At 55.8% G+C, this 23,607-nt stretch carries 17 protein-coding genes and 3 pseudogenes; 9 read left to right on the top strand and 11 right to left on the bottom strand.

The genetic code is table 11. The features are described 5' to 3' along the window. Nucleotides 1-7 precede the first annotated feature (7 nt). Nucleotides 8-856, bottom strand: a complete 849-nt coding sequence (locus AC1MDT_RS09860; RefSeq protein WP_480421836.1) for a hypothetical protein — start codon at nt 854-856, stop codon at nt 8-10. A 346-nt stretch (nt 857-1,202) separates the two neighbouring features. After that, nucleotides 1,203-2,054 (bottom strand): hypothetical protein, encoded by an 852-nt coding sequence (locus tag AC1MDT_RS09865; protein WP_480421837.1) that lies wholly within the window; start codon nt 2,052-2,054, stop codon nt 1,203-1,205. A 224-nt stretch (nt 2,055-2,278) separates the two neighbouring features. On the opposite strand from AC1MDT_RS09865, the gene AC1MDT_RS09870 reads away from it, so the two are divergent. The 3 genes from AC1MDT_RS09870 (at nt 2,279) to AC1MDT_RS09880 (ending at nt 3,752) form a co-directional block, all read left to right on the top strand. Then, nucleotides 2,279-2,605, top strand: a complete 327-nt coding sequence (locus AC1MDT_RS09870) for a DUF7693 family protein (RefSeq protein ID WP_480421838.1) — start codon at nt 2,279-2,281, stop codon at nt 2,603-2,605. 69 nt (nt 2,606-2,674) lie between these two features. After that, nucleotides 2,675-3,247, top strand: a complete 573-nt coding sequence (locus tag AC1MDT_RS09875) for a chorismate mutase (protein ID WP_480421839.1) — start codon at nt 2,675-2,677, stop codon at nt 3,245-3,247. A 73-nt stretch (nt 3,248-3,320) separates the two neighbouring features. Beyond that, nucleotides 3,321-3,752 carry a nuclear transport factor 2 family protein gene (locus AC1MDT_RS09880; protein ID WP_480421840.1) on the top strand — a complete coding sequence of 144 codons (432 nt, stop codon included), beginning with the start codon at nt 3,321-3,323 and terminating at the stop codon, nt 3,750-3,752. Nucleotides 3,753-3,782: 30 nt separating this feature from the next. Here AC1MDT_RS09880 and AC1MDT_RS09885 read toward each other — a convergent pair whose 3' ends face one another. After that, the gene (locus AC1MDT_RS09885; protein ID WP_480421841.1) at nt 3,783-4,169 is read right to left on the bottom strand and encodes a c-type cytochrome; all 387 of its coding nucleotides are present in this window, start codon (nt 4,167-4,169) and stop codon (nt 3,783-3,785) included. Between the two features lie 366 nt (nt 4,170-4,535). Between AC1MDT_RS09885 and AC1MDT_RS09890 the strand changes: the two genes are divergently transcribed. Next, nucleotides 4,536-7,367, top strand: coding sequence for an amino acid adenylation domain-containing protein (locus tag AC1MDT_RS09890; protein ID WP_480421842.1), 2,832 nt, complete (start codon nt 4,536-4,538; stop codon nt 7,365-7,367). 63 nt (nt 7,368-7,430) lie between these two features. On the opposite strand, the gene AC1MDT_RS09895 is transcribed toward AC1MDT_RS09890, so the two are convergent. From AC1MDT_RS09895 to AC1MDT_RS09905, 3 genes are read right to left on the bottom strand one after another with little or no spacing between them, the layout of a single operon-like run. Then, the gene (locus AC1MDT_RS09895; RefSeq protein ID WP_480421843.1) at nt 7,431-9,218 is read right to left on the bottom strand and encodes a SulP family inorganic anion transporter; all 1,788 of its coding nucleotides are present in this window, start codon (nt 9,216-9,218) and stop codon (nt 7,431-7,433) included. A 49-nt stretch (nt 9,219-9,267) separates the two neighbouring features. After that, nucleotides 9,268-10,089, bottom strand: a complete 822-nt coding sequence (ppk2, locus tag AC1MDT_RS09900) for a polyphosphate kinase 2 (RefSeq protein WP_480421844.1) — start codon at nt 10,087-10,089, stop codon at nt 9,268-9,270. Nucleotides 10,090-10,147: 58 nt separating this feature from the next. Further along, on the bottom strand, nt 10,148-10,810 hold the full coding sequence (locus AC1MDT_RS09905) for a hypothetical protein (RefSeq protein WP_480421845.1): 663 nt from the start codon (nt 10,808-10,810) through the stop codon (nt 10,148-10,150). Between the two features lie 217 nt (nt 10,811-11,027). Between AC1MDT_RS09905 and AC1MDT_RS09910 the strand changes: the two genes are divergently transcribed. The 3 genes and pseudogenes from AC1MDT_RS09910 to AC1MDT_RS09920 all read left to right on the top strand — a co-directional run. Then, on the top strand, nt 11,028-12,302 hold the full coding sequence (locus tag AC1MDT_RS09910) for a peptidase MATCAP family protein (protein WP_480421846.1): 1,275 nt from the start codon (nt 11,028-11,030) through the stop codon (nt 12,300-12,302). A 319-nt stretch (nt 12,303-12,621) separates the two neighbouring features. Then, a pseudogene (locus AC1MDT_RS09915) lies at nt 12,622-12,927 on the top strand (PAS domain-containing protein); the annotation flags it as partial. Between the two features lie 276 nt (nt 12,928-13,203). Continuing rightward, nucleotides 13,204-14,187: pseudogene (locus AC1MDT_RS09920) on the top strand (methyl-accepting chemotaxis protein); the annotation flags it as partial. A gap of 345 nt (nt 14,188-14,532) precedes the next feature. Here the strand turns inward: AC1MDT_RS09920 and AC1MDT_RS09925 are convergent. The 4 genes and pseudogenes from AC1MDT_RS09925 to AC1MDT_RS09940 all read right to left on the bottom strand — a co-directional run bounded on the left by AC1MDT_RS09925 (nt 14,533) and on the right by AC1MDT_RS09940 (nt 19,030). Further along, nucleotides 14,533-15,960 (bottom strand): annotated as a pseudogene (locus AC1MDT_RS09925) (IS1182 family transposase). A 152-nt stretch (nt 15,961-16,112) separates the two neighbouring features. Next, nucleotides 16,113-16,355: a hypothetical protein gene (locus AC1MDT_RS09930; protein WP_480422746.1), complete on the bottom strand. Its 243-nt coding sequence runs from the start codon at nt 16,353-16,355 to the stop codon at nt 16,113-16,115. Nucleotides 16,356-16,824: 469 nt separating this feature from the next. After that, entirely contained in the window at nt 16,825-17,676 is an 852-nt protein-coding gene (locus AC1MDT_RS09935; RefSeq protein ID WP_480421847.1) for an EcsC family protein, read from the bottom strand. Between the two features lie 412 nt (nt 17,677-18,088). Then, entirely contained in the window at nt 18,089-19,030 is a 942-nt protein-coding gene (locus AC1MDT_RS09940) for a LysR family transcriptional regulator (protein WP_480421848.1), read from the bottom strand. A 155-nt stretch (nt 19,031-19,185) separates the two neighbouring features. Here AC1MDT_RS09940 and AC1MDT_RS09945 point away from each other — a divergent pair, with 155 nt between their 5' ends. Next, entirely contained in the window at nt 19,186-20,397 is a 1,212-nt protein-coding gene (locus AC1MDT_RS09945; protein WP_480421849.1) for an MFS transporter, read from the top strand. 122 nt (nt 20,398-20,519) lie between these two features. On the opposite strand, the gene AC1MDT_RS09950 is transcribed toward AC1MDT_RS09945, so the two are convergent. Beyond that, on the bottom strand, nt 20,520-21,770 hold the full coding sequence (locus AC1MDT_RS09950) for an MFS transporter (protein ID WP_480421850.1): 1,251 nt from the start codon (nt 21,768-21,770) through the stop codon (nt 20,520-20,522). A gap of 494 nt (nt 21,771-22,264) precedes the next feature. On the opposite strand from AC1MDT_RS09950, the gene AC1MDT_RS09955 reads away from it, so the two are divergent. Next, on the top strand, nt 22,265-22,924 hold the full coding sequence (locus tag AC1MDT_RS09955; protein ID WP_480421851.1) for a MarC family protein: 660 nt from the start codon (nt 22,265-22,267) through the stop codon (nt 22,922-22,924). The last annotated feature ends 683 nt before the right edge of the window (nt 22,925-23,607 follow it).

Below are 23,607 nucleotides of genomic sequence, written 5' to 3' on the forward strand. Positions count from 1 at the left end.
TGCTCCCTTATTCAGTGCAATTGGGGTAGACGGTGCACTCGCGACCATCGGGCATTTTGAAAGGTTTGAAATCTGTGGTGTTACCGCGGCAGAAGGCATACTGGTCTTCAAGACTCTTGCCCATGCAGCGTTTCCAGCCTTGCGGAAAGCGAATCCAGTTATCCCCCATGTAAGGCTCCTCTTCCTTTGCCATCCTGAACACCATCCTCACCGTCCTGCCCGGCAACTGATCTCGCTGCAACACCCCGCCCGCCATGCGTTTCACCATTTGTCCATCCGTGTCGACGGCCCGGCAGTGCAGGATTTTCCGGATATTGCGTTTGGGTCCCACTGTGCGAAACAACCACTGGCATTGCCCCTGAAACGTCTGAGCACCGGCGCCCGGAAAGGCTGGAAGATCTGTCCCAAGTACGTCGCGAAAGGAAAGGCTGGCAAAGTCGCCACCGATGTCAGACCAACGCGTGCCCCACTTCGCATCGAGATTCAGCTTCAAACTACTCAACACCAACAGACAGCCACCCGCACGCGTCGTCAGCGGGATCTGAAACTCGGCTGTGCGCGGGACGCTCTGGTATTCACTGGTGAAGAACTTGCGATTCGGTGCCACTTTTCCGCTTTCACGGGGCGGCGCCACACAGGTTTCGCCGGTGGCCGGCACATAAAAGGCATCAGCCTTGACCCTGAAATCGGCCGGCACTTCGGCCTGCAACGTAAAACGCTCCGCGGGCGCAAAAACACAACCGCCAGCAGCAAGCACCAAGATGCTGATTGCCAGTGCGCGAGCCAGTTGTCGGCGTATGAGACGCAACGACCGGCTGTTGTTGAGAACGGATGGTGTCCATCCATGGAGTGCCATCACCTGATGCTCCTGCCCATTAACTCTGTCGAGAAACGAAGTATTAACAGGGATAGGGTCGTCATCCAGCGCTATCTGAGGGGCCCGAAAACGTTTCGGATCGGACTTACAATCGCCATTGAAACGTCTGACAGCTCCAGCCTTGCACTCGCTGAAAAATGTGCAGAGTGTTCATGTCTGACCAAGACTGTCTCGAAGGGTGTAAGGCAAACCGCCGTAGGGTTTTCCATCCCCCCTGCTCGTCAACCAATCGAAAACTCGTCCAATGCCCCCGCAGTGGACAGACCAACATTTTTCCGCTGAAACAGCTATCGTCTTGCTCCTTGACTGTCATGTTGTTGCTCCCTTATTCAGTACAGTTGGGGTAAACGGTGCAAGTCCTGCCGTCGGGCATTTTGAAAGATTTGAAATCTGTGGTGTTACCGCGACAAAAGGCATACTGGTCTTCAAGACTCTTGCCCATGCAGCGTTTCCAGCCTTGCGGAAAGCGAATCCAGTTATCCCCCATGTAAGGCTCCTCTTCCGTTGCCATTCTGAACACCATCCTCACCGTCCTGCCCGGCAATTGATCGCGCTGCAACACCCCGCCCGCCATGCGTTTCACCATCTGTCCGTCCGCGTCGACGGCCCGGCAGTGCAGGATTTTCACGATGTAGCGATACGGACCCATGGTGCGAAACAACCACTGGCATCGCCCTTGAAACTCCTGAATGCCAGAGGCTGGAAAACCTGGACGGTCATCTGCAAGTTCGTCGTAAAAGGACAGGCTGGCAAAGTCGCCATCGGTATCAGAACGGTCTGGCCCCCATCTCGCTCGCAGATTCAATTTCAAACTACTCAACACCAACGGACAGCCCCCCGCACGCGTGGTCAGCGGCACCTGAAACTCGGCCGTGCGCGCAACGCCCTGGTATTCACTGGTGAAGAACTTGCGATTCGGTGCCACTTTTCCGCTTTCACGGGGCGGCGCCACACAGGTTTCGCCGGTGGCCGGCACATAAAAGGCATCAGCCTTGACCCTGAAATCGGCCGGCACCTCAGCCTGCAAGGTAAAGCTTTCGGTGGGCGCAAAAACACAACCGCCAGCGGCAAGCGCCAACGTGCTGATTGCCAGTGCGCGAGCCAGTTGTCGGCATATAAGACGCAACGACAGGCTGTTGTAGAGAACGGATGGTGTCCATCCATGGAGTGCCGTCACCTGATGCTCCTGCCCATTAACTCCGCCGAGAAACGAAGTATTAACAGGGATAGGAACGTCATCCAGCGCTATCTGAGGGCCCCGAAAACGTTTGGGACCGAGCCTACGCCAGTCTCTGAAACTTCTGACATTTCCCGCTAGCCATAGAAGCTCGCTGAGATTTCATCCTGTCGTCTATGCTGTGCCCCAACTCTACGCATGTCATGCCCCCACCGGAGATTTCTGTGCACCCCCTGACCGCCCGCGAGGTTTACCAGCAACTGCGAGACGCCGCCTTGGGCATTCGCTCGCTACAGCGTCTTGAGGAATACGCCGAACCCGGCCAGGTACAGGTCGATGTCGAGGGCTGGCGCCTGACCCTCGATTTTGATGGCAATCACCTGCGCCACTGTCAACAGTGTCAGAGCCCGGACGGCCGCGAAGGCGAGTGCGACAGCTGGCAACGTTTCGGCACCGATCCGGTCAGTTTGCTCAGCACCTGGGAACTGGCGCAGGTTGAGCGCCTACTGATCGGGGCAGGTGGGCGCAGGCTTGCGAACGCCCCTCTATAGCGAGTTGTATCGATGACGCGGTTCGACTTGAGTTGCCATCGCCGAGAACCTTCAGAAGAGAGTGTACAGATGCCCCGTTCCCCACGCTTCCCACTGCGGCTGACCTGCGCGTTGTTCGGTTTATTCGTTTGTGTTGCACAAGCCAGCACACCCTCCCCTGCGCCCGATAGTTTGCAGCCGCTGCTGGTGACGATGAATGAGCGCCTGATCATTGCTGACTTGGTGGCGCTGTCCAAGTGGGACAGTAGTAAACCCGTTCAAGACAGCGCTCGGGAAGCGCGAATCATCGCCCACGTCAGGGAGATGGCGATTGAGCGCAAACTGGACCCCGATGAGGTGGCCGAATTGACCGCCGCACAGATCGAAGCCAACAAATTGGTGCAGTACGGACTGATCGCTCAATGGCAAGCGGCTGACAAGGCGCCCAACACGCCACGGCCGGACCTTGCCAATGAAATCAGGCCACGGCTGGATGAACTGCAAAACCTTCTGTTGCAGCAATACGCCGCTTTCGCGCCCTATCGCAAGGACCCGGACTGCCCTAGCTGGCTGGGTACCGCGCGAGCGGGCCTGATCAAGGATCAATTGCACGGTCAGGCCCTGATTCGCGCCACCGGGGAACTGTGCGTCGTTGATCGATGACCGAATAAATTCCGTTTCATGCAGCCCTCACACCTCTCGACGTTTACAGAACAATAAAAATACTGGAGTTGAAATGTCTGAACTGAAACTGCACCCCAACGCCGCCGAATCCTTGAGCCAATGGCACACCATGATCCGCACGCGCGACTTGCGGGCCTTGTCCGATTTGTTGGACGCTAACGCCATATTCCGCTCCCCGATGGCTTACACGCCTTACCCGGGAGCGCCAGTGGTTTCGATGATCCTCAACACGGTATTCGAGGTGTTTGAAGGCTTTGTCTATCACCGCGAACTCGCGACGGCAGAAGGGCTGAACGTGGTCCTGGAGTTCAGCGCTACCGTCGACGGAAAAGAGTTAAAGGGTATCGACATGATCCGGTTCAATGAACAAGGAAAAATCATTGAGTTTGAGGTGATGGTCCGTCCCTTGAGTGGCTTGCACGCCTTGGGCGAGCAAATGGGACAACGCCTTGGCGCTTACCTGGCGGCCAGTAAGACCCGATGACGTAGCAACGACTTGTGTGCGGCGTCTTGATTACTGCGGCTGGAATGTCTGCAGGTAAGCCAGCAGGTTTTCGATCTTCTCCGGATCGCTGATCCCCCAAAATATCATCCGGGTGCCAGACACCACACTTTTAGGGTTTTCGATGTACGCGGCCAGTTTTTCACGGGTCCAGACGACGCCTGATGATTTCATCGCGTCGGAGTACTGATAGTCCGTCGTACTGCCGGCCAGGCGCCCGACAATGCCGTTGAGTTGCGGCCCAAAGCCTCCCCGCGCGGACTCCCCTACCTGATGGCAGCCGCCACAGGTTCGGCCGAATAGCTTCTGACCTGCTTCAGCATCACCGGCCGCGAATGCAGGTGGGCTGAGTAATCCTGCAATGAGCAAAGCGAGAGTAAGTACGGCGACATTCTTCACGTTCTGTTCCCAATCAGTGGCTGTTTACAGACTGACGCTTGTGCCGGTAAACCGCCGGCAGCAAACCCGCTCGCGGCCCGGAAGGAATCGAGGAGTGCTTTGTATCGGCCTGTATATTACCTGGCGATCCTACACAGCGTTACACAACCATTGGATCAGGACACAAACGCGGCGACTCCTGACAGTCGCCTGGCGACCCTGAACCCTTGACAGGCCGCTCAACCCTCCCTGTCCATCGCTAGAAAGGTACCGCGAAACAACGCTGCATTTTTGTGCCTCGCCATCTAGAAATTCCGTATGATCTGAATCAGGATTTTCGGGTCACTACGCTAACCTCGTATAGATCATGCGGAGTATACAAATAACATGCAGGACGCCCGCCCCAACCCGACACTTACGCTGGAATACTGTTCCGAACGTCCGATTTTCATGGATTTCCTGCAACAGGCGAAACACTCGCCTGATGCAGTGGCTGTCATCTCTGAAGACGCGACTTGCAGCTATCGTCAACTTGAAGAGATAAGCCAGAACATTGCTGGTTTCTTGATTAAAAATGGCGCGACCGAATCAGACCGGGTTGTTATCGTTTCAAGTCGCTGTGCGGGTTTGGTGTATGCAATGCTCGGTGCCTCGCGTGCCGGATTGACGTTCACTGTTGCCGACATGGCGTATCCTCCTGCACGCGTACGTCAAATCATTCAAGTGCTTCAGCCTTCCTTTATCCTGCTGTGCGGTGAGGCTACCGTCGACCTCAATCCCGAGCAGTTTGAGCCACAGCCAGGGAGTTCGTATCCGCAGGTCGTTAGAATTCCCGAAAGTCCCACCGCATCACTGCATGAGTTCGCCGCTGATCATCAGACGTTGCCAGAGATCAATCCTTGTAATCCGGCCTATGTAACATTTACATCCGGCAGCACCGGCGAACCGAAGGGGATTGTGACAAATCATGCGCCTTTGGTTCACTTTATTGAGTGGCACACCCAGCGCCATTCACTCTCCAAAGACGATTGTTTTTCCTTGCTGTCCGGGCTTGGTCACGACCCCGTGTACAGGGACGTATTTACCCCGCTCTCCATTGGCGCGAAAGTTATCGTTCCTGCGCAGTCGACCGTCATCGATCATTCGGCTTTGGCGGCGTGGATACATAAATACAAAATATCCATCATTCACCTTACCCCGCCCTTGGGAAAACTTATTGAAACCGGGGCGAAAATCAATCAATTAAAATTTATTGATTTGAGGTATCTGTTTTGGGGGGGAGACGCATTAAGCCCTACGCTATATGAACAAATACGCGTGATTGCACCCAATGCCGTCAGTGTGAACTTTTACGGTACGACGGAAACACCGCAGGCCATGGCGTATCATCAAATCGACCCTGAATCCGGCAATGCCAGAATTCCGCTTGGCAAAGGGATTGAAGGCGCCCAATTGCTGGTCGTCAATGATGCTAATCAGTTGGTCTGCGAAGAAGAGATCGGAGAAATCTTTATACGCAGCCCCTATTTATCCCAGGGTTACTGGGGTGATACCGCGCAAACCCGGGAAAAATTTGTGGTCAATCCGTTCACGAATATCGAGGACGACATTTGTTACAAGACCGGTGACCTTGGCACTTATCTTTCAGATGGCAGTGTCAGTTTTCTAGGGCGGGGTGATAGTCAGGTCAAGATTCGCGGTCATCGTATCGAACTCAGTGAAATAGAAAGTGCCCTGTCACGGCATGCCCGGATCAAGCAGTGCGTTGTTCTGGCGAACAATGACAGTTCAAGTGTAAGACTGGTGGCCTATTGCGTTTCAACAACGCCTGTTTCATCGACTGAATTGCGTGAGTATGTCACCCGGCAACTCCCGGACTATATGGTTCCAGCGCTGTTCGTTTTTCTGGATGCGATTCCACTGACCCCCAATGGAAAAATTGACAAGCGCGCCTTTCCTTCGATTACCGGCAACACAGAGGCCGCGTCCGTAAATTCGAACCAGGATCTATCGCCGCTCGCGCTGAAACTGGCAGGTGCCTGGTCTGAAATACTCGAAGTCACGCACGTCGATGCAAGTTTATCGTTCGTGGAGCTGGGTGGCGATTCACTCTCGTTTGTCCAGGCTTCAATGGTTCTTGAAGAGCTTATTGGCCATTTGCCTGATCGATGGGAAATGATCCCCATACGACAAATTGGTGAACTGACCAACAAAACCAAACCGTCAAAATTATCAATTCGGGCAATGGAAGTACCCGTTTTTTTACGCGCGATGTCTATACTTCTTATTGTCGCCGGGCATTTTCAGGTTTTTTCAAAATGGCCATTTTCAGGCGAGACGACAGCGTTGTTTTTAGTGTCCGGCATCAGCCTGGCAAGGTTTCAATTCAAAGCGATACATGAACGCGGCGATGCACGCATGCTCTTTAAATCCATTGCCATTATCGCGACACCCACAATACTGTACACCCTCTTGAATCAAATTATTTTCGATAAAGTTCATTGGCAAACACTGTTACTTATTTCCAATTGGTTCCCGATGGATGTCATAGGCGTCTTTGCTTATTGGTACATTGAAGTGCTCTTGCAAATGATAATAATCATTGGATTCGCCCTGTCATTCAAGCGCGTGAGAACCCTGATAATTTCAAACCCGTTTCGTAATCTTGTCGTGGCGTCATGTGCATTGGCGGCGGCAGACGTCATGATTAGCGTATTTCTGTTTGATGCGACACCCCTCTATAACAGAGTCCCCCAGCACTACCTTGCGATCATGGTACTCGGAATGGCCATTCACTATGCCAATTCAAGCGTCCAGAAATGGATCGCCAGTGCGATTGCTGTGATCTTGATAGTCGGGCAAGATATTTGGACAATCGTCGGGCAAGGATTACAGCTATCCGAAATCAATGAATATATTGATATCGCCCTGCCTGCCGTTCTTGCAGTGATTTGGCTCAAGTCTATTCCAGTACCCGGCATCATCGCACGGGGACTTGCATTAATAGCGTCGTCAACGCTGTTTATCTATTTAACGCATTTTCAGTTTCAGTCCCTGACCCGCCATATCTATGACCAGCCGGTGCTCGCGACAGCCATTGCCATAGTCGGCGGGATTGGGGTTGGTTATGTCTGGAATAAAGTAGTCCGATTTGTTGTCGTGCGCTGGAATGGAGGCGTAAAGAAGGGCAGTTCCGATACGATTGAACGAGTGGCGTAACAGGAGGGACAGGAACGAGTGGAATCACCTTGCTGGTGGGTCGCTGAGTGTTTCCAATCCCGCTCAGCGCTCTTCGTCCTGCTGCCCCGCCCTCTGCGCTGGATAAACCACAAGATAGTTGCCGACAGCATCATCTATGGTTGGAAAGAACGCCGTTACGCCAAGCCGCGCAAATAGCCCGAATCGCTTGAGCTTGTCCTTGACCGGGTCCTTCATTTCGGCCACGCACAACTTGATTCCCGCCGCGTGCAGGGTTTCGTCCAGCTCGGCCAACATGTCGGCGGAAGTCACGTCCACACTGGTGACGGGCTCCGCCGCAACGACCAGCCAGCGCACGGGCGTAGGCGATGCCGCCACGGCGTCCAGCACTCGTTCGTTGAACAGTTCGGCGTTGGCGAAAAACAACGGCGCATCCCAGCGAAAAAGGACCAGTCCGGGTATCAGGCTCGCGTCCGGATAACGCCGGATGTCGTGGTAGCCCTTGACACCCTCGGCTTGCCCCAGCACCGCAGAATACGGCCGCCAGCCATCCCACAGAAATTCGATGACGGCGATCACGATAGCCAGGCCGATACCCTCGATCGCACCCAACACGGCTACGCCAATGGTGCAGACAATCGACAACCAGAACTCCCAGCGCTGGATGCGATAAATCCGTCGCAGGTCGGCCACTTCAATCAAGCCGATGGCCGACGCAATCACGACCGCTGCCAGGGCACTGTTGGGCAAACTCTGCAACAGGTTTGGCGCCACCATTAGCAGTACAGCAACTGCCAACGCGCCGACAACGCCGGTCAACTGTGTTTTGGCGCCTGCGGTTTCGGCCACGGGGGTACGTGAAGAACTGCTACTGATTGCAAAGCCCTGGAAAAATCCAGCGGCCAGGTTGGCAAAACCAAGCCCCACCATCTCCTGATTCGGATCGACATAGGTACGGGTCCGCGCCGCATACACACGTGAGAGCACGCTGGTGTCGGCAAACGAAACAAGGGCGACGGCGCACCCGCCAATGACAACAGGGACAATATCGGCTTGGTCGATCCAGGGAATGGCGAACGCCGGCAAACCTTGCGGAAGCGCACCAAGGACCGACACACCCGCGCGCGCGGCAAGGTCCAATACACCCACGGCGACGGTCGCTCCTGCCACGGCGATCAGGATGCTTGGGATACGCTTATTGCCTTTGAGTAGAAGGATGACGACCAGGGTGGCTACGCCCACCATAAACGTGATCCAGTTGGTTTTTCCCTCCATCACCGCAGTGGCGATGGCCCAGAGGTTTCTCAGCGGGCCATGGGACTCGATCGAAAAACCGAAGATCTTGGGCAATTGACTGATCAATACCGTCACTGCAATCCCGTTCATGTACCCGTAGCGAATCGGTTTGGACAGAAGCTCCGTAATGAAGCCCAAGCGCGCGATGCCCGCCAGGATGCACACGGCTCCCGACACGATCGCCATCATGCTCGCAAGGGCGACGGCGCGATGGGGGTCGCCACCCGACAGTGGCAGGACGACGGCCAGGATAACGGCGGCCAGGGAGGAATCCGGCCCCAGCACCAGAATCCGGCTTGGTCCGAACACTGCATAAGCCAGTAGCGGAACGATGGTCGCGTAGAGGCCATAGATTCCGGGTACACCCGAGGCCACGGCATAGGCGATGCCGACGGGTACCAGCATCGTGGTTAGCACCAAACCGGCCATGATGTCGTGACGTAGCCAGGCCACTTGGTATTCGCGCAGCGTTCGAAGTCCAGGGAGCCAGCGGCTCCAGCCGGTCTTATCGCCGGCGCCCCGACGTTCGATCCGGCCCGACTCCGGGACGGGAGGCGAAGAATCCGAATGGCTCATTGGACTGTGGCCCTTTGGTGAAAAAGCACAGATTGGTTTAAACGCCCCCTCAGAATTTTTCGGGAACGCGCCGCAGCGGATGATCCAGTTCGCGATAGCCGCCTGGCTTCTGCCGCTTAGGCAAAACCACCTTCTCACGCGTTACGTCCTGATACGGGATGCGGCTGAGCAAATCGGAGAGGATGTTAAGGCGCGCTCGCCGCTTGTCGTTCGAATTGGCCACCAGCCATGGCGCATGGTCGGTATCGGTCGCCTTGAACATGTCGTCACGCGCCCGTGAATAGTCATACCAGCGGCTGTATGACTTGAGATCCATGGGGGTGAGTTTCCAGATTTTGCGTCCATCCTTGATGCGCGCCTCAAGCCGGCGGGTCTGCTCTTGCGGACTGACTTCCAGCCAATATTTGAGCAGGATAACGCCCGAGTCGACGATTGCACGCTCAACAGCGGGGACAGACTTGAGGAAACCGGCCACCTGCTCTTTAGTGCAAAACCCCATCACCCGCTCGACGCCCGCACGGTTGTACCAACTGCGATCGAAGATCACCACTTCGCCAGCCGCTGGCAGGTGCGGCAGGTAACGCTGGACATACATCTGGCTTTTCTCTCGATCGGTCGGCGCAGGTAGCGCCACCACCCGAAAGACTCGCGGGCTCACGCGTTCGGTAAGTGCTTTGATCGTCCCGCCCTTGCCCGCACCATCGCGCCCCTCGAAGACAACGCAGACCTTGATGCCCTTGGCTTTTACCCACTCCTGCAATTTGACCAGTTCAACGTGCAGGCGGCGCAGCTGTTCAAGGTAATCCTTGTTCTTCAGTTTCAGGCTTTCAGCAGGATTACGCTTAGCGGCTTTCTTGTTGTCCTTTGCCATGACCAAGACCTCACCAAGATGAATTGCCAATAGCTAAACAGCGTAGATGGCTGCCTGCTTATCCGCCGAGCGCGATGATCGCGGTGATTAAAACAGCACCGGTAACGGCCAACGCTGTGGCGCCTAACCAAGGCTTGCCGCCTGCATATTTCGCAAGCACCCAACCGGCGGAGAACAGCACCACCAGGCCGATCAGGTTAGAGAGGCGTACCGCCAGTGCCGTCTGATCAAGAAATAAAAACGGCACCACAAGCGGGAATGTCGATAACACCACTAACAGGAAAACGCCGATGGCACCCTTGAAATCATCCCAGCCGAGGCGCGGCGGCATCGGCGTCGATGCGTACTCGATCACGCGGCGGCGTAGCGATTCCAGCTCATCGGTGCCGACCACTGCCGCGAGACGCGGTGGTAACGCATCAGCAATAAGAGCCTGCCCGGTGGCGGCGTCGGTTGCGCCGCACAAGTTTGAGCGGAGCGTGCGGTTACGCGTGTGCTCGATCAGCGTACGCAGTAAATACATCACTGCATCGGCCAGTCCCCAGGCGAGGTTGCAGCCCAGCGCGGCGATCATCATCGTGCGCTCCGCCTCCTGGCCAGACGTCGCCACACTGATGGTTCCTGTGAAGGTCATTGCCATCAGCAGGCCAAAGATCACTTCCGTAACTCGCTCGACCGGATCAAGCACCCGCGCCCGCTTTGGTTCTCCTGTCTTTTGCATGCGGTCATCCTCGCCACGGCAGCGTTAGCGTGATGCCCTTTTCCGGCAGGTTCACTGACCGAAGCTCCGATCTTTTTTCATGGGACGGTTTAAACCCACTTGAGTGTAGTTTTAAAAGTCGTTTTCGCTCCTGATTCCGATTTGCCCCCTTCACAACGCGATGCATCGACAGCGGCTAAGCTTTTACGATTGAACCTCGCCGCCCAAGGAGATTTCTGTGAGCAGCGCTCCTCTGTCCGAGCTCGATGCCGCACTGCCCGGGCTGGCCCGCAAGATCCGCGTGCTGGATGCCTTGGCCTGGCCGGACGGGGTCGAGGAAGCCTTCCTGGCGAAGTGGCGCGCAGGGCATGCCGAACTGCCCAGCGTCGATCTACGCCCGCGTGAGCACAGCGCCGACATTGCTGCCCTGGAAGCCTTTATCACCCGCTGCGATGAGGGCCACCCGGCCGGGCACCACCTCGCCATGACAGCCCGCAGCTATGCCACGGCCGGGCGCATGCTCGGCGCCATGGGTACGCCCGCCTTTACCCAGTATTCGTCAGCGCTGTATCGGCGCCCGGACTTCTACTACTCGAACCAGAAACTGAGCATGCTCGACGCCGCCCAATTTTTCCTGAAGACCACCGACGCCCTTCTGGGTGGAGCCCGGATTCCACCGAGCCCGGCCGAGATTCCGGCCGAAGCCTTCGCCGCGTGGATGCAGCCGGAACTGGACCGCTTCTTCGGACCGGGCCGAATCACGGTAATGCTTGACCCGACCCTGGCCGCCAAGGCCATCGCCGGGGCGAGCCGCATACGCCTGCGGGCCAGCGCCCTGTTCTCGGAACTGGACAAAAACCAGCTGTTGCAACATGAGGCTTTCGTGCATGTCGCCACGGCACAAAACGGTGCGCTGCAACCCAACCTGAAAAGCCTGGGTCTGGGGGCACCACGCACGACCCAGACTCAGGAGGGCATCGCCACCCTGGCCGAGCTGTTCACCGGCAGCATGGACATCAACCGCCTGCGTCGCCTCGCGCTGCGCGTGCTCGCGGTCCAGCAGGCGCTGGATGGCGCCGATTTCATCCAGGTATTTGAAGGTTTTCTCGCAGCCGGTCAGACCCAAGAGGAATCCTTCCGCTCGACCCAACGGGTTTTCCGTGGCGCCGACCTGCGTGGCGGTTCGGCGTTCACCAAAGATGCCGCTTACCTGACCGGGTTGCTCGGCGTCCATACCTTGCTGCGCATTGCGATCCGCGACAACCGACCGGAACTGGTGGGCTACCTGTTCGCCGGGCGCCTCAGCCTGGGGGATACCGTACGCCTGGCGCCGCTCTTCGAGTCCGGCTGGCTCCAGGCACCGGTCCGTCTCCCGGCCTGGGCCTGCGACCTGCGTCTGCTCGCCGCCAACCTGGCCTTCTCTGCCTTTATCGCCCGGATCAAACTGGATGTGCTCGACCTGGAGGTGCTCATGGACTTCGCCGACGAGCATGAAGACGATGCCAGTGCCTAGCCTGAATCCGTCGGTCAACACCGACGCAAAAACTCCATCAAGTCAACGCTTCGCATAATGGGCCTGTCATGAAATGACAAACGTTTGTCGTCGGATGAATGGTCGACCACAACAAAGTACGCGTAAAACACGCCAGTAGCCGTATCGATGCCGAGATGATTGGGTGTGAGCCACGCCACTACCGGACATGTCGACAAGCTGTTCCAAAAGGACAAGGGAATGCTGTAGCAAAAGGGATTTTTCCGGTGCTGCCGTTCAGCCGCAGCTCTGATTTACATGTTCAAAATCATAATAATAATCCGAATAGAGATCGCATTACATGCGTGTGAATTTGCCCGTAACCGAACATGAAAGAGTATTTCCTGCCGAACAACGATTGATATCCACAACCGATCTTGATAGTCGAATCACTTACTGCAATGACGCGTTTATTGCCATCAGCGGTTTCACTTACGACGAATTGATCGGTCAGACTCATAACCTGGTCCGACACCCCGATATGCCACCTGGGGTATTCCTCCATATGTGGCACACCATCAAGCAAGGCAAACCCTGGATGGGTATTGTGAAAAATCGCTCGAAAAATGGTGATTTCTATTGGGTCAGTGCCTACGTCACGGCCATCTATGAAAACGGACGCATGAGTGGTTACGAGTCGGTTCGCTCGGTGCCCACCCGAGATCAGGTCCGTCGGGCAACAGCGCTCTATGCAAGGATGCGCGCCGGCAAGCCGAAAGTTGCGCTGAGCGCGCGGATTTTCCGGCCACTGCAACGCGGTTGGCCATTGCTGATAGCAGGCGGGATTTCACTACTGGGTGATCAGTGGCTGCCAAAAACTGCGGCCCAGGCGGTTCTGGCGGCAAGCCTTATCGTTGCCTGGTACCTGATCGAGTCTCGCCAGCGCAGAACCATTGAGCGCACCCTGGCCGAGCATCCGAAAGCATTTTCCGATCCGTTGGTAGCGCTCACCTATAGCGACAACTACGGTGCCCAGGGTCAACTGGATATGGCCATGCTCAGTGAGGAAGCTCGCTTGCAGACAGCCTTGAGCCGGCTTGTCGATGCCGGGATCAATGTGAAAGCCAAGGCGGCACAGTCATCCGAACTCTCCGGTTCGCAAGCACAGTCCCTTGATCGCCAGCGCAGTGAGACGGATCAGTCCGCCGCCGCCATCTCGCAGATGGCGGCAACGATTCAAGAAGTCACTCAGAATGTAATCAATACTGCGCACGCCGCGTCCGAAGCCGACCAGTTGACGAAAGAAGGCAGTGAGCTGGCCCAGCAAAGTCTGCGCGCCATGGAAGCCATGAATGAGGCCGTCAACGAAATCGGCCAGGCAGTCAACGCATTGGCGAGCGAGACGCAATCGATTGGCAGTGTTGTGGATGTCATCACTTCAATTGCCGAACAGACCAACCTGCTGGCGCTCAATGCGGCGATCGAGGCGGCCCGGGCGGGCGAGCAAGGCCGAGGTTTTGCCGTGGTGGCCGACGAGGTGCGCTCCCTGGCACAACGCACCCGCACCTCCACCGAGCAGATCCACGGCATCATAGCTTCACTGAATACAGGTGCCGATCGCGCAGTATCAACAGCCAGCAGGGGTGAGCAGATTTCCCACGAAAGCATGCAGCGTGTCGAGGCGGTGCAGACGGCCTTGGTCGGCATCAGTCAAGCGGTCAGCCGGATCACCGGTATGAGCCAGCAGATGGCGTCGGCATCAGAAGAGCAAAGTCACGTGACTGAAGATATCAATCAACAAATCACGCGCATTGCTCAGTTGTGTGATCACAGTGCCGGACAGGCTAAACAAGGCGCCGCGATCAGCCAGGATCTTGAAGTAATGGCCGAGTATTTGCACAGCCTGGCCGAGCGTTTTAGCCGATAGCCATGCGCCTGTTGACCACCTACAGGGATCTGGGTCAGCCCCCTTCGGGAACATTTGTTCGAGGTATTTACCGACTGCTGAGGGGGCAGCCATTTTTGACAGGCAATTAATGGCCATGGCCAATTTCTGCCGGTCATCACGGGCGGCGATGGGGCGAGACCTGCCCCGCCGCGACAGGCAGAAAACGGCCCAGAGTGTGTAAAAACGCTAGATCCCGTTTCGATCTTCAAGGCTGAGCGGCTGTCCGGCTTCATAGCCTGATCAAGGCACGATGTCCCTTCCTGATGAGCTAAACCGCCCCAGCAACGCGCCAGATCATCGGGACACGTAAAAACAGGCCGGTTTTTAGGCCGTTAGCGCCTTCATCAAGTGATGGGTACCAATGATTTTCATGACCCGTTTCAAGTTCTAGGCGAGCACATTCAAGCTCATCTCCGCGCTTACCCCGGCCAGCTTTCGCGTCAGGAAGTGCGTTGCACCCATCCATTGTTTGAGCGTCCCGAAGGGATGCTCAACAGTCCGTTTTCGGACTCGCATCATCTCTGGTGCTTTGCTCAGCCGAAGCTGCATCTCCTCCAATACGTCTTCATGCTCCCAGCGTCGAACTCGTCGTTCCGTGCTCGGTGTGCACTGCAATTTCAACGCGCAGCCCTGGCATTTCGAACTCCAGTAACGGTGCAACTTCAGGCCTTTTTCAACGTAGGAGTAGTGCCAGATCAGCGCCTCTCAAGCCGGGCAAATGTATTCGTTTTTTGCCGCGTCATAGACGAAGACATCGTTATTGAAGCGCCCGTCAGCCTTGGCTCCAGAGGTCATCGGTTTGGGCACATAGGCGGTGATGCCGGCATCGTGACAAGCCAGGATTTGTTCGCTTTTGAAATAACCTCTGTCCGCCACCACCGACAACGTTTCTGACGCTATCGCCTCGCGGGCCTGCTTGGCCATTGAACTGAGTTGATCGCGGTCGGAGCCGACGTTGGTCACCTCATGTGCAACGATCAAATGGTGAGTATCGACCGCTGTTTGCACGTTGTAGCCGACGATTCCTGTGCCGCGCGTCATCATGGAACGGGCGTCTTGATCGGTCAGTGAGACCTGTTTATCCGGCGATTCATTGAGCTGGATTTCGATCGCTTGAAGCTCCTTCATTTGAGTTTTGAGCTTGGCGATTTTCTCTTCCAGCCGCCCGGCACTGGGCTCGGAAGCTGTGGGTTCTTGCCGATCGGCAGCATCGAGTGCCGCCAGGTAACGGTTGATACTCGATTCAATTTCTTCCATGCGCCGCTTCAGTTTGGCGCTGGTGAAATTGCGGTCGCGGTTGTTGACTGCTTTGAATTTACTGCCATCAATGGCGACCAGATGTTCTCCGAACAGTCCCAATTGCTGACATAGCACAACGAACTGGCGACAGACGCCTCGGATGGCCTTGCTGTTGTCTTTTCGGAAGTTGGCGATGGTCTTGAAGTCCGGCATCAAACGCCCGGTCAACCACATCAGTTCGACGTTGCGCTGGGCTTCTCGCTCCAAACGTCGGCTCGACTGGATGCGGGTGAGATAGCCGTAGATGTAGACCTTCAGTAGGATCGCGGGGTGGTAAGCCGGCCGGCCAGTATCAGCTGGAATGGCACCTTCAAAACCCAGATTGACCAGGTCGAGTTCGTCGACGAAGACGTCGACTACCCGCACCGGATTGGTATCGCTGACGTAGTCGTCGAGGCTCGACGGAAGTAAGGTGCCTTGGCCTCGATGTTCACCTTGGATAAAGCGCTTCATGGGCGATCCCTGCGATGAAATCCTCAGAAATCATAGCAAGGGTTCGCGAAGGCGTTTTTACACACTCTGGGCCAATAGCTGCCTCTCATTCGGCAGCAATGGGTAGGTGAAGACTGCATCTTATGACTGAGCATTGGTGCAATTCAGAGGGGTCATTTCTTCATTGAGAGCCGTAGTCGCTGCCATTCATTCCAGCAGTCCTCGGCAACTAAGTCCCGGAAACCACGTTCGTTCTCCATATCCAGGGCGACGTCGAATGGAACTGCAACACACGTCGCTTGATCACGGATTTTGAGTGCCTCGGACTCTGTAAGTGGGGAGCGTTTGTTCGTTTCGGCGCTTTGCAAAGCCACCGAAAGCGCCGGAATGAATACAACGCAAAGCTGTTCCGTTATCTGTTGATTGCCTCAATTGTGCGAGAAGGCCGAAAGATTACGCTGGTTGCGTAATCACGGCTATTGGCCAAGAGCATCCATCGCCTGATGCCAGTATTGGGTCGATTGCGGCCTCAAGCGGCAGGAAGATAGAACGGCATTTACGTTAAATTGCCGACACAAAAAAAGCCCACTTTGCGGGCTTTTTTCGTACGCTGCGAAATTGCACTCCATTTGACCACCCGTTTGCATTCGACCTGACCAGTCATTTGCATTCGTGCTGACCACCGATTGCACCGGATTTGCCAGGCACACTTTGTGACCATGTCGGCAGAGAACGGCCAGAAGCAGTCATTTGGCGCTAATCCATTGTCGACCAAGAGCAATCATCAAACGCCGCTGACTGGAATGCGGCGAGGCGATTTAACACGTTGCCACCCCTCTGTTCTCAAGAACGATGAAAGGGCATAGTTGACTCAAATCGCCGCTTCTAGCTCGCCCGAGGCGCGGCCTTGATGACTGTGTACTCATTCTTGATCTGCTCAAAGCCATATTTGTCCTCAAGCCTTTTGACGATGAAGTGCCCTCGCGCCATGTCCTGATAGAAATTGGTAAACAGTACATTGATCGTCGCCCCAGTGAAGGCCCCTATTACGGGAACGGCCTGCGCCGCGAACTTGCTGGAAATTGTAAAGCCAAAACGTGTCGCGACCTTATCGATCAGTATCGCCAGCCATTTCCCGGCCTGCCCAGGGGAAAGGCTGCTGATGGCCTTGGAGCCCTGCTTGGCGGCTATCCCTGCCAGCTCTTTGGACAGCTGTTGCATAGCCTGAGTGGTGAAACTGCGGGTCATGTAGTAACCCGTCTCCGTCGCGTCGTCGGCCTGGCTGCTACCGCCGATGGCAAACACCTCGATACACGCCTGCTTGGTGGCAAAGTCACCCATGTCAAAACCTTCGCTGCGCGCCACGTCGGCGACCGAGCGCATCATGATGGTGGTGGAGATCGGCAGTTCTACAAACAGCGCGGCAATACCGAAGCCCCCGCCGATGGCACCCGAGGTCGCGGCATAGATCTTGTGCAGCCGGGTCGAGGCAGGCTTTTTCGGGCTGTTCTCCAGGCTCCACAGCGCCGCGTCAGCGGACGAATGCAGCGCCGCCGCCACTGCACCATTGATCCTCTTTGAAACCACACCCGGCAATGCCTTCACCGCGCTTTCGATGGGTGAGCCGATCATGCCGGACAGCCTCGCCGTCAGGGAGGGTGACTCCAGCAAACCAACGGCCCGTTTCAGATCCTGGTAGTCCTCGGGGTTACCTCTGATGCTCACAGGCGTCTCCATTAGATTTTTCCTGTTCTCTCATAAGCCAAAGACCCGCGAAGTGAGCCATAGTGCCGTCTTTTCGATAGGGCGAGTAATGAGCGAGGTGGAGATTCAGCGAATTCCATTCTTTGTCGATGGGACACGTGTTAAGTGAGTTGACCGCTTTGGGTCCAGGCTGTGTGAAAACGTTTTAGAGCAAGGTTGAACAGTCAGAATCGAAACGAAAGTCGCGTTCCTACGCAAATTTCAAGTCTGCTGACTAACCAAGCGCTGGCAGATTTTACGTAGCAACGCAGACTTCAAAACGGCGTCTGCGTTTTTACACAGCCTGGGCCATTAGCGGCCCTTCGCCTGAGACAGCAATCTGCCAGAAATGGGCATTGGCGACGTATCTCCGGGAGTTACATCCCGAGTAGATCACCCACAAGCATCACAAACGCCCAGGACTACCTGATTTTCCTCCCGTCGGCGTCAAACTGGCTGCAAGTACCTCTAACAAAGCACTGACCTTGGGAAGCGCCTGACGGCTTTTTAGCCAAACCAGATTGATCGCCATCCCATCGGTTGCCAAATGGGCAAGCACTTCAACCAATGTCCCTTCCTCAAGTTGCCGTTTGATCAACCACGAAGGTAACTGCGCAATACCGTACCCTGCCAATACCGCAACTACCAAGCCTTCGCCGTCTCCCACAACGAACTTTGCCGGTACCAGCTTTCTTATCGTTTCGCCCGGGAGGCTCCCTGCAAAATTCCAAGGGCTGACCTTTCCGTCCGCCCAGCCGTAAGCGATGCACTGGTGATGTTCCAGATCGCGATCAGTCAGGGGCATGCCATGCTTGGCCAAATACGCGGGCGATGCGCAGAAAACATGCCATTCACTGCCTAGGTAGCGATTCCCCAATGCGTCGGGCCAAACGTCCGAACCACCGATACGTACAACGATATCCACACCTTCCTGGATAGGGTCGATGAACCGGTCGGAAAAGGAAATGTGCGGTACCAGTAGAGGGTGATCCTGGACAAACCGCAAGATAACTGGAAGCGCTTGCGACCGACCGAAGGCACCTGGAAGGTCAATGCGAACCCTGCCACGTGGCTCGGCGTTTTCGGCATGTAGAGACAGTTCGGCCTCTTCGAGGTCCGCAAGCACGCCTGTGCACGTGCGATAGAACGCAATCCCCGCGTCCGTCAGCGATACGCGTCGAGTCGTACGCTGGAACAACCGAACCCCAAGCCTGCTCTCCAACCGAGCGACGCTTTTGCTGATTGCAGAGCCCGTCAGGCTCATCCGCTCCGCGGCGGCCTTGAAGCTGCCGGATTCCGCGACGCAGACAAACACATCGATACCTTTTAATCGTTCGGAGGAAAACATAGACGTCCCATATTCATGAATTCAGTTCCATCAACTTGATAAAAAACATCATAAATCAGAACAATATTCCCCAGTAAGCTTGATTCCAAGGCATCAATCAACGATGTACGACTAGCGAATTCCATAAAAATAACCAGCTCAACGATGAGGCAAGGATGCTGACCACTCTAAAAAACTATCCGACGACGGTAAACTTGTTGCTTTCGGCGTCCCTGATATTGACCCTGGCGCGAGCAATCACCCTGCCTTATCTGGTCATCTACCTATCCGGCAGTTTCAGCTTGAGCGTCGCTGATATCGGCGTGGTCATTGGCAGCACACTGATCATCGGATCGCTATTGAGTTTTTACGGTGGCTTTCTGGTCGACAAGATGTCCAGTTACCGGCTAATTCTGAGCTTCAGCGGTTTGTTCACGCTGGGGTTTCTCGGGACGTTTCTTGCTCGCGATCTTTGGCTGTTCTACATCTGCCTGGTGTTGATCAACCTGGCTTATGCGGTCATTGATATCGCGGTCAAGTCAGGATTTGGCCGCCTGCTTCCAGTCACTGATCGCAGCGAAGTGTTCTCGATCAAATACACGCTGACCAATATCGGGTATGCAATCGGCCCGTTTCTTGGGGCCGGGATGGCCAAGTTGGATATCAGCTTGCCATTCCTGTTGTCTGCCGGACTTGGCGCAGGGTTCTTTTTCATCTATTTCGTTTGGGGTGACAGAGACCTGACCTCCGTCGATGCGACTCAGAAGCCCGCACCGTTTCTGGCCGTGGGAAAACTTCTGATCCAGGATTATCGGCTAGTGTGTTTCACCCTTGGCGGGCTGCTCAGCGCCGTGGTCTTTGGCCAGTTTACGGCGTATCTCTCACAGTATCTGGTGGTCACGACAACGCCTGAATCCACCTACCAGATCATCAGTACCGCTGTGGCGACCAATGCTCTGATGGTGATCAGCTTGCAATACTCCATTGGCAGAAAGATTTCCCACCGACATCTGAATCTGTGGCTGGCGGCGGGACTGAGTATGTTCATGATGGGTTTGGTGGGTTTCGCCCTGTCGACCACTGTTGTGCTCTGGGTGATTTCCATGGCCATTTTCACTGTCGGTGAGATTATCGTATTCCCCGCTGAATACATGTTCATCGACAAAATCGCTCCGTACCACCTGCGAGGCATGTATTACGGAGCGCAAAACCTGTCCAACCTCGGTGCGGCACTGGGTCCGGTTCTTTGCGGAGTCGTATTGGCGACCCAGCCTCCTCACTACATCTTCTACATGCTCGCCCTCTTCATTGTTGCGGGTGGAGTGTTTTACTTCTTGGGCGCTTCCACTTTGGTCAATACGACGGCCCCGGCTAAGAAAGTTGATTGAAAGCAACGTCCGCCAATCCCCCCTTTCGAATAACGACTATGGGTCGCTTCCTGCTAATGCCTCATGGCTGCCTGGGGTGGGATGACGACCAACAGTCGGGCTTCAAATCAATGCCTTCCATATCAGTCCCGACGAGGAAGGTTTTTAACGGTGAACCCTGCGCACTGGTGGCCGGCAATCAAGATGAATACCACTGACAGCAGCGCACAGAGCGCACCAAGCATGATCGACGCCGCGTAACTCTGATAAAGGTCGAACAACAGCCCCGCGACGCTCCCGCCGATCAGGGCGGCCACCCCGACCGAAATGTACAGCGCGCCCAGGATTGCCCCCAGGTTCGCTGTGCCGAACCAACTGGCAGCCACCGACGGATAGAGGGATATACAGCCACCATTGGCCACGCCGAAACAAATGGCGAACAGCGCCAGCGTGATGAATGTATGGGCGCCCAGCCACAGGAGATTGAGCAGCACCAGCGCGAAGGTCAAAACGATCAGCAGGCGGCGAGCCCCCATCCGGTCACCGATACTTCCCAGGAACAACCGGCCGGCTACGTTGCCGACGCCGATAAGCCCGATCAACAAATTGGCCTGGGTGGCGGAAATGCCAAGCTGGCGAGCGTAGGGGTTGATGTGCACGAGCGCGAGAAACAGCCCGACCGAGCCCAAAAAAATTGCTCCGAAGTACCACCAGAATCGTCCCGTCCTCGCGGCTTCGGCTAAGCGCATGCCGCTGGGTTCCACATGACGCCTGGCGCTCGAAGAAGAGGGCACGAGGCCATCCGGCAAAAGGCCCAGCTCCTGCGGATTGCTCCTGACCAGCGACGCCACCAGCAGACCAACGACAAGAATGGCCACGGCGAAGATCTGCATTGTCGATTCCCAGGAAAAATGCTGCATCAGCAGCCCCGCAGCTGTCGGTCCGACAAAAGTCCCGACGCCGGTTCCTGCCAGCGCAATGCCCGAAGCCTTGCTGCGGTTCTTGACGAACCAGCGCTGGACCGCTGCCACCGTCGGCACATACACCAGTCCGACTCCCAACCCGACCAGGGAACAGAAGCACATCAGGAACAACTGCAACGAGCCAGAGGCAAGGCTACTGAGGAGAAATCCGAGTGCCAGCAAGATGATGCCAGCGCAGACCACAACCCGGGTCGAGATGCGATCCGCCAGAGATCCGGAGAAGACCCCGACCGCGTAGTAGATGAACGCCGTCAGAGAAAACACCGATGCTACAGAAAAACGCCCTACATCGAAGTTGGACTGGATCTGCGAAAAAAACGCCCCGAAGGAGTAGGCGCCGCCAAAGATAAGCGCCAGCAGCAGATGCGCCGCGAACACCACGTACCATCCTGGAAATACTTTGGTTTTCATAACAGTTTGCTCTCGGATCTTTATGGCGAGGAGGTGCCGGCATCATGAATGCCCTTCGACTTCATCAGGAGTTCCCCCCTTTCAGATCCGTCCATGGTGGACATACAGACTTGTACATACATGTATGCAATTTTACGACCAGTCGCCCTCCATCCGTCTTTGTCCTGCCTCAAGAACGCCGGGAAGCCGCACAACACACTGGTTAAAATATAAAAAAAGCGAAAGGAATAGGCCTCCGCCGATCCTTGGACCGGTGAGCCCTGAGGTGTTTATTCGCACCATGGCGAGATGTTAGGTAACACGTTGTCGGGAATGAGTGTGTGGTAGTGACAGCTGATGAGCTGTGCTGCAAGAGTCGCCTAAAACCAGTCATTCGTGACAGGCAGAAACCGGCCAAGAGCGGACGCTCCGAACGTTTGTGGCAATGAGTTGAGGTGAGTTGTTCCTGATCAGCTATGGTAATTCGGTAGGCAACGCTTTTGGGCAGATCATCCATGGACTCATACCTCGCTCTTTTCCTAAGCATGTTCACCACGCTGCTGGCAATCATCAATCCACTTGAGGCCATTCCGGTATTCTTGGGTCTGCTGCAAGACAAAGACGCCGCCGAACAGCGCCGGGTGGCACGCAAAGCCTGCCTATATGCACTGCTGTTGATGTTTTTCTTTCTGATCTTCGGCAACTTGCTGCTGCGCTTGTTCGGCGTTCCCCTGAGCATGATTCGGGTGGTCGGCGGAGTGATCCTGATGCGGATCGGCTTCGAGCTTTTTGCTCCCTCACCCAACAGCAGCCTGATTCCAAGCGGTGGCAAAGGCAACGAGGACGTATCCTTCATACCAATGGCCATGCCGATCATGTTCGGCCCCGGCGCCATTGCCACAGTGATTGGCCTGACCAGCACCATCAAGGACTCCGACCGCGCCATACTGTCCTTCGCCGTAGTGGCACTGGCGATCTGCGCCACCATGTTAATCACTTACCTCTCTCTGGCTTACGCCAATAACATTCTCAAAAAGATTGGCCCGCAAGGCATCGACGCCGCGACCCGTATCGTCGGCTTCTTCGTTTCGGCGATGGGCGTAGGTCTGATTTTTCACGGGACGGTGGAGTTTCTCCAGTCGTATGGGGTGCTACTCAACGCTGTTGCAAAGTAGGACTGCAAAGTTTTTTGATTTTACTGCCACTCAAAAGCATTGGCTCTCACTACTCCTGCCTAAATCAGTGCGGTTCAATTTGACTGATTAATACGAGAAATCGTACCGGCTTGCCTATATTCGTGGGCCTGAGGGCATCATCGTCGGGCTTGCCGAGCAACTCGGCTAAGGGCGGCTCGCGCGCGCACGACAATCACCGCGCAGGCAGCCGCCCATGCAGCCGCTGCATCTAGAAGCGTGTCTTGGCCTCAGTCTCGATGACTGCTTAACGCACAACATCCACTGCAGTGAACGTGTACATGCTATTCGCGTTTGCTGCCCGGCGCATACAGACACCACGGCAATGAAGTCCGTCCCTACACACGATCTGCTGCGTGACCATTGATGCGTCAAGTGGGGTACCGCGCGTGGCTCACGCCGGCGTTCTGAATTCGGCACACTCCCCCGTGCGCTGGCCCGAGCCGCGCTCAAGGCGTCATCGCAGACTATTCTTGATCTGGGTAACCGACCGGTCGCACCGAAGGAGGTCACTCGTTTATGCACTGTACCTTTTCGAAATCCGTCGCGGCTCGATCTGATGCATGAAGGCAAATCGATTCGCGCCGTCATTGAGTTCCGATGAAACACCGGTCTGGGGCACGGCCCCAGGCACTTCTGTCTGACACCCTGAAACGGAGACGCCA

It is taken from the genome of Pseudomonas sp. ASL7 (assembly GCF_056680375.1).